The organism is Gordonia sp. 852002-50395_SCH5434458 (genome assembly GCF_001665905.1).
Taxonomy (GTDB): domain Bacteria; phylum Actinomycetota; class Actinomycetes; order Mycobacteriales; family Mycobacteriaceae; genus Gordonia; species Gordonia jacobaea.
The window spans coordinates 1-6,291 of the sequence record NZ_LZTC01000104.1; the positions used below are offsets into that span (position 1 = coordinate 1).

At 64.6% G+C, this 6,291-nt stretch carries 5 protein-coding genes; 3 read left to right on the top strand and 2 right to left on the bottom strand.

The features are described 5' to 3' along the window. Positions 1-39: 39 nt before the first annotated feature. Together A5785_RS22165 and A5785_RS22170 are read right to left on the bottom strand one after the other, a co-directional pair. Positions 40-1,731 carry an MDR family MFS transporter gene (locus A5785_RS22165; protein ID WP_064868127.1) on the bottom strand — a complete coding sequence of 564 codons (1,692 nt, stop codon included), beginning with the start codon at positions 1,729-1,731 and terminating at the stop codon, positions 40-42. Next, complete coding sequence (locus A5785_RS22170) at positions 1,728-2,204, bottom strand: MarR family winged helix-turn-helix transcriptional regulator (protein WP_049699957.1); 477 nt, start codon at positions 2,202-2,204, stop codon at positions 1,728-1,730. Before A5785_RS22170 ends, A5785_RS22165 begins: the two co-directional genes overlap by 4 nt. A 191-nt stretch (positions 2,205-2,395) precedes the next feature. Here A5785_RS22170 and alc point away from each other — a divergent pair, with 191 nt between their 5' ends. From alc to A5785_RS22185, 3 genes are all read left to right on the top strand, one after another. After that, complete coding sequence (gene alc, locus A5785_RS22175) at positions 2,396-3,379, top strand: allantoicase (RefSeq protein ID WP_231894034.1); 984 nt, start codon at positions 2,396-2,398, stop codon at positions 3,377-3,379. 151 nt (positions 3,380-3,530) lie between these two features. Next, positions 3,531-5,198: an alkaline phosphatase D family protein gene (locus A5785_RS22180; RefSeq protein ID WP_231895505.1), complete on the top strand. Its 1,668-nt coding sequence runs from the start codon at positions 3,531-3,533 to the stop codon at positions 5,196-5,198. Between the two features lie 49 nt (positions 5,199-5,247). Continuing rightward, positions 5,248-6,291, top strand: a 1,044-nt coding sequence (locus A5785_RS22185) for a phosphatase PAP2 family protein (RefSeq protein ID WP_065181060.1), incomplete at its 3' end; no start/stop codon positions are given.

Consider the following 6,291-nt stretch of genomic DNA (forward strand, 5'->3'; position numbering starts at 1 on the left):
ACAGATGAGGTGGATTTTCTTTGGTACTACTCGCTGGCCCTACTCGGCAGCCACAGTTTCGGCGGCCGGCTTCCCGCGACGCAGCGGGAGTTCCTTCCACGTGACCGTGCCGATGATCGCGAGCAGCGAGACGATCGACACCGTCAGGAACACCGTGTCCATCGAGTTCGCGAAGCCCTCCTTGATCGGATCGCCCAATTCGGCGGGCAACTTCTCGATGATCGACGTATCGCTCATCACCGCGTCCGACGACCCCGACGCTCCCCCGGGATTCTGCGACGCCGCGATCAGACCCTTGGCGAACTCGCTGACCTGCGGATCATCACTGCCCGCTGCCCGCACGACTGCGGCGCGGTACTCGGGAGTCTGCGCTGCAGACACCATCTCGTCCTTGATGTTCGGTCCCATCATGCTGAACAGCAGTGAGAAGAACACGGCCACACCGAGAGTCGCGCCGATCTGGCGGAAGAAGGTCGCGGTGCCGGTCGACAGGCCCATGTCCTTGGGCGGCAGGATGTTCTGCATCGCGAGCGTGATCGGCTGCATCAGGTTGCCCAGTCCGAAGCCGAGCAGGAACGCCATGAGCATCACGAGCCACACCGGCGTCGACGTGCTCACCAGGTGCAACAGGAACGTGGCGACGGTGATGAGCACCGCACCCACGATCGTGAACACCTTGTATCTGCCTGTGCGCGAGATCATCTGACCCGACGCGATCGAACCCATCATCAGACCGAGAACCATCGGCAGCATCTGCAGGCCCGCGACCATCGGGCTCGAGCCGCGCAGCACCTGGAAGTACTGGGGCAGCATCGAGATCCCGCCGAACATCACCGCACCGACGACCATCGAGATCACGATGCCCTGCGCGAACACCCGATTCTTGAAGACGCGCAACGGGATGAGCGCGTCGTCGCCCATCTTGTGTTCGATCCAGACGAACAGCGCGATGCCGAAGGCTCCGACGCCGTAACAGAGCCACGCCCAACCCGAGAACCAGCCCCATTCGCGGCCCTGCTCGGCCACGATCAGCAACGGCGCGATGCCGACGGCAAGCGCGAACGCACCCCAGTAGTCGGTACGGCCGCCCCGACCCTTCTGTTGGTCGTAGTTGAGCACCTTGGCGACGACGATCAGCGCGAGGATGCCGATCGGCACGTTCACCAGGAAGACCCAGCGCCACCCCGACACCCAGAGGATCGTCGACTGACCGGCGAAGAAGCCACCGAGTACCGGACCGAGCACACTCGACGTGCCGAACACCGCGAGGAAGTAGCCCTGGTACTTCGCGCGCTCACGCGGCGGGACGATGTCGCCGATCGTCGTCAGCGCCAGGGTGAACAGACCGCCGGCGCCGAGCCCCTGCAGAGCGCGGAACGCCGCGAGCTCGTACATCGACGTCGCGAGCGAGCACAGCAGCGATCCAACGATGAAGATCGAAATGGCAAGCAGGAAAAAGGGTTTGCGGCCGTAGAGGTCGGAGAGCTTGCCGTAGAGCGGAGTGACGATGGTCGACGTGACGAGGTAGGCGGTGGTCACCCATGCCTGCATGTCGTAGCCGTGCAGGTCGTCGGCGATGGTGCGGATCGCGGTCGACACGATGGTCTGGTCGAGCGCCGCGAGGAACATTCCCAGCATCAAGCCGGCCAGGATCGTGAGGATCTGCCGGTGGGTCAGACCGGCGCCCGCCACCTCGTCAGATGGCGTGGACACCTGCGTCTCGTCTGTCATCTCGTTCCTTTCCCGGAATGTTCGCCTGCGGGCGCAATCAGCTGCTCCGCGGCGTCGACGAAGCGGTCGAACAACACCACCAGCGTCGACAGTTCGTCTTGGCTCCAGTCCGTCATCGCGGACTCGAACGCTTCACGACGCATCGCTCGCATGCCCTCGACGCGTCGACGTCCCGCTTCGGTGATCACCAGGAGCGTTGCGCGTCCGTCGGCCGGATCGGCCTCGCGACGCACCAGGTCGAGGTCGACGAGTTGTGCGACGTGTCGCGACACGGTCGACGGATCAGCGTTGAGCGCGGCGGCGAGTTCGCTCGACCGCATGGGCGCACGGTCGAGGTGGAACAGGCCGCGGAATGCCGCGGTCTCGAACTCCCCGTCCTTGGTACGGAACGTGGTGTGGACCGCACGATCCCGGACACGCAGGTATCGGCTGAGCGAATCGAAGAGCTGGTCGATCGACTCCGGGTCGAGCACTGTTACCGCCTTTTACTACCTAACGGACAAAGCCGACGGATGTTACCTATTGCAAGTAGTTGCATGTTGCAAGCAAATGCCGAGCGCAAGTATGCGCTCGAGTTCTGCGCTACGCAAACAGCCAACTACCATCGACATTCGTGACTCCTCAGCCTCCACCACCGTCAGGTAGCCGCCCCCACTTCACCTCCATGCCCGACCTCGCGCTTCGCGATCTCGGCGGCGCGGTCGTGTGGACCAACGACGATCTGTTCGCTGAGGTACAGAACCTGATCAAGACCGGCCCGGCCGAGTACCGGCCCGCAACCTTCGGGCACAAGGGTCAGGTCTACGACGGCTGGGAGACACGACGCCGACGCCGCGACGGCGTCGACCAGGCGATCATCCGGCTCGGCGCACCCGGTGTGATCTACGGCGTCGTCGTCGACACGTCGTGGTTCAAGGGCAACTATCCGCCCGAGATCTCGGTAGAGGCCACCGCGGTCGAAGGCGTCGTGTCGGCGCAACAACTCGTCGACGACGCCGAGTGGACAACGATCGTCGAGAAGACTCAGGTCGACGGCGACACCCGCAATCCGTTCAAGGTCGACGCAAAGGGCCGCTTCACGCACGTCCGACTCACCATGCATCCCGACGGCGGTGTCGCACGCTTCCGTGTTCACGGCCGCGGTGTGCCTAATCCGCACTTCTTCCGCTACGGCCACTTCGATCTCGCCGCCCTCGAGAACGGCGGACTGATCACGGCATGCTCGAACATGTTTTACAGCTCACCGAACAACCTGCTGATGCCCGGTCGCGCACGCCACATGGGCGAGGGATGGGAGACCAGCCGCCGTCGTGACTCCGGCAACGACTGGGTACAGGTGCGCCTCGCGGGCCAGGGCAGGGTCAGTCTCGTCGAACTCGACACCAGCTACTTCATCGGCAACGCGCCGGGAGCAGCGACGGTGCGTGGCCGAGACGGCGAGGACGGTGAATGGTTCGATGTGTTGCCCCGCACCGAGCTGCAACCCGACACTCGCCACCGCTTCGTCATCGACCTCGACCGGCCGATGACCGAAGCGCGGATGGACATCTTCCCCGACGGCGGCATGGCACGGTTCAAGCTCTACGGACTGCTGACCGAGGAGTCGCAGGCGGGCCTGATCGAGCAGTGGGAGCGCGGCGAGGCCTGAGCGTCGACACCCGCCGTTCACCTGAAACACCCAATCCGGTCACATGGCGGGTTTTGACTGACTCCTCGTGGCTCACAGACTTCCCAAACCGGTCAGTAAACCGCTGCCTTCGCAGTTGTCACAGACTCCGCAGATGTCACAGACTTCGCAGATGTCACATGTAACGCGCAGGACGTTCCTGAAGTCGGCGACGGTGGCTGCGGGCACCGCCGCCGTCGCGTCGGCTGCGATTCCGTCTGCAGCGGCAGCCCCGGGAGGTTCCGGCGTCTTTGCGCATTCGGTGGCTTCGGGCGATCCGCTCCCCGACCGCGTGATCCTGTGGACGCGCGTCACACCCCACGCACGCGCGACACCCGGCTCCGGCCTTGGCGACCCGACCGCGGTGCGCTGGGAAGTCGCGCACGACAACGCATTCGGCAGTGTCGTCGCGTCCGGAAGCGTGACGACGACGGCCCAGCGCGACCACACGGTCAAGGTCGACGCCGCGGGACTTGCTCCCGCGACGCGATACTTCTACCGCTTCACCGTGCTCGACGGTCCCGCGGCGGGCGCCGTGTCGCCGGTCGGCAGAACGAAGACAGCCCCCGCGGCCTCGGCGGACATCGACCGTCTGCGGTTCGGAGTCTGCTCGTGCTCGAATTACGAAGCAGGACACTTCATCTCGTACCGGGCCATGGCCGAGCGCACCGACATCGACTTCATCCTGCACCTCGGCGACTACACCTACGAGTACGAATCCGGCGGCTACACAGGAGCATTCGGCGAGATTGTTCGCAAGGTCGAACCGAGACACGCGACGGTGAGCCTGACCGACTACCGCATCCGGCAGGGAAAGTACCACCAGGACCCCGACCTTGCCCGCGCCCATGCCGCGCATCCGTTTGTCTGCATATGGGACGACCACGAATCGGCCGACAACTCCTACCGCGACGGCGCGGAGAACCACGACCCGCGGACGCAGGGCAGTTGGACTGCTCGCAAACGTGCGGCAACACAGGCGTACTTCGAGTGGATGCCGGTACGCCCGAACTCGCTCGAGAACGGCGAGCACCTGTATCGACGCCTCCGTTTCGGCACACTGGCCGAGCTCATCATTCCCGATCTCCGCTCGTATCGCGACAAGCAATCGACTGCGCGCGTTGATGATCCGAAGCAGTCGATCACCGGTGCACAGCAGTACACCTGGTTGGAGACCTCGATCACGACGTCGTCGACCCGCTGGCAGGTGATCGGCAGCGAAGTGATGATGGTGCCGCTGACGATTCCCGCGTCGACCGATCCAAGACTCGCCGAGTGGTTACACGACACGGTCGGAGTCCCCCGAGACGGCTTCCCGGTCAACAACGATCAGTGGGACGGGTACGCGGCGCAGCGTCGACAACTGCTGTCCGCGATCGACAAGGCGGGCAAGCGAAACGTGGTTCTGGTCGCGGGAGACATCCACAGCTCGTGGGCAAGTGAGTTGCCGCTGAACGTTTCCCACTATGGAAAGGACCGCTCGGGACGCACCGTCGCGTGCGAGTTCACCGTCCCCAGCATCACGGCCGCGAGTGCGCACGACAGCATCGCGGTCAGCCGCGCACTCGACGCCCCGACTGTCGCGGTGCTGTCCGCCGGTCAGGAGGCCATCAAATTGGCCAACCCGTGGATCAAGGATGTCGAACTGACGACACACGGATTCGGGGTGATGACCGTGACGCCCGCGCGGGCCACAATGGAATGGTTCTACGTCGCGGATGTATTCGACCCGCGTTCGACGACTCGGCGAGCATTCGGTTGGTCGACGCGGGCGGGTACCCCGAAACTGATTCGCACATAACTCGTTTCGCCGGAACCCGACCCGACCTTCTATCGACAGGAACCACGACATGAGACTCCCGCGACAACTCGCCAACGGACTCGTCGCAACAACAGCGGTGATGTGTGCGGTGTTCGGCGCCCCCGCCACCGCGCAGGCAGCGCCGCCGAAACCGACACCCACCGCATTCCCGGTCGGAGCGTTGGCCACCCTCTATCAGTCGGATGTCCACGGCTCTGACGTCATCTACTGGCCGGTGATCTCGAGCTTCACCGACATTCGTGCGCATCACCCCGCGACGATGTCGGAGAACCTGGAGAAGGCGGTCGCGATCAACAATGCGGCACAGGATGATCCGGCATTGCGCAAGCGCGCACTCGACGACGCGTACGCGATCGACGGGTTGTCGCAGAAGCAATTGCACGCCATGACCGATGCGTTCGGGACCGAGCTCGGCGCCGATGTGCGCCAAGCGCTCACCGAGAAGCGACTGCCGAAGGTGACCGCACTCATCGACTCACTCGCCGCACGCGGGCAAGGCATCGCGTCGTCGACGCTCGTCGAGAAGGAGATCTCCGACAACCCCAGGCCGTACAAGGTGGCGCCGAACCGGATCAAGGTCTACAACCTGCCGGGCAAGACCGACGAGGACGTACTTTCCGGCGGCTCGTCGTACCCGTCCGGGCACACCGCGTCGGCAATGATCCGCACCGGGCTGCTCGCACTGATGATTCCCGAACTCGCACCGCAGTTCCTCGCGCGCGGTAGCGAAGCCGGCTATCACCGCGTCGTCCTCGGCGTGCACTACCCGCTCGACGTGATCGCCGGACGCATGGTTGCCGACGCCGCCGTCGCCGACCGATACGCCGACCCACGCTTCCGCCCACTGATCGTGGCGGCAGGCCAAGAAATCCGCGCAGAACTCGAATGGCGCTGCCGCGCAGCACTATCAACGTGCATCGCGCGCGACACACCATACCGCAGCACACCCGACGCCCTGGCCGACTACAACAAGCGCATGTCCTACGGACTCTCACGCATCGGCTCGGCCAGCGCACCGTTTGTCGTACCGCCCACAGCCGTCGACCTCGTGCTGCGCGCACATCCCCAACTC

Bases quoted from the DNA above. Each gene is read 5' to 3' on its own strand.
- A5785_RS22180 (WP_231895505.1), top strand. From the start codon at position 3,531: ATGTCACATGTAACGCGCAGGACGTTCCTGAAGTCGGCGACGGTGGCT.
- A5785_RS22165 (WP_064868127.1), bottom strand. From the start codon at position 1,731: ATGACAGACGAGACGCAGGTGTCCACGCCATCTGACGAGGTGGCGGGC.
- alc (WP_231894034.1), top strand. From the start codon at position 2,396: ATGCCCGACCTCGCGCTTCGCGATCTCGGCGGCGCGGTCGTGTGGACC.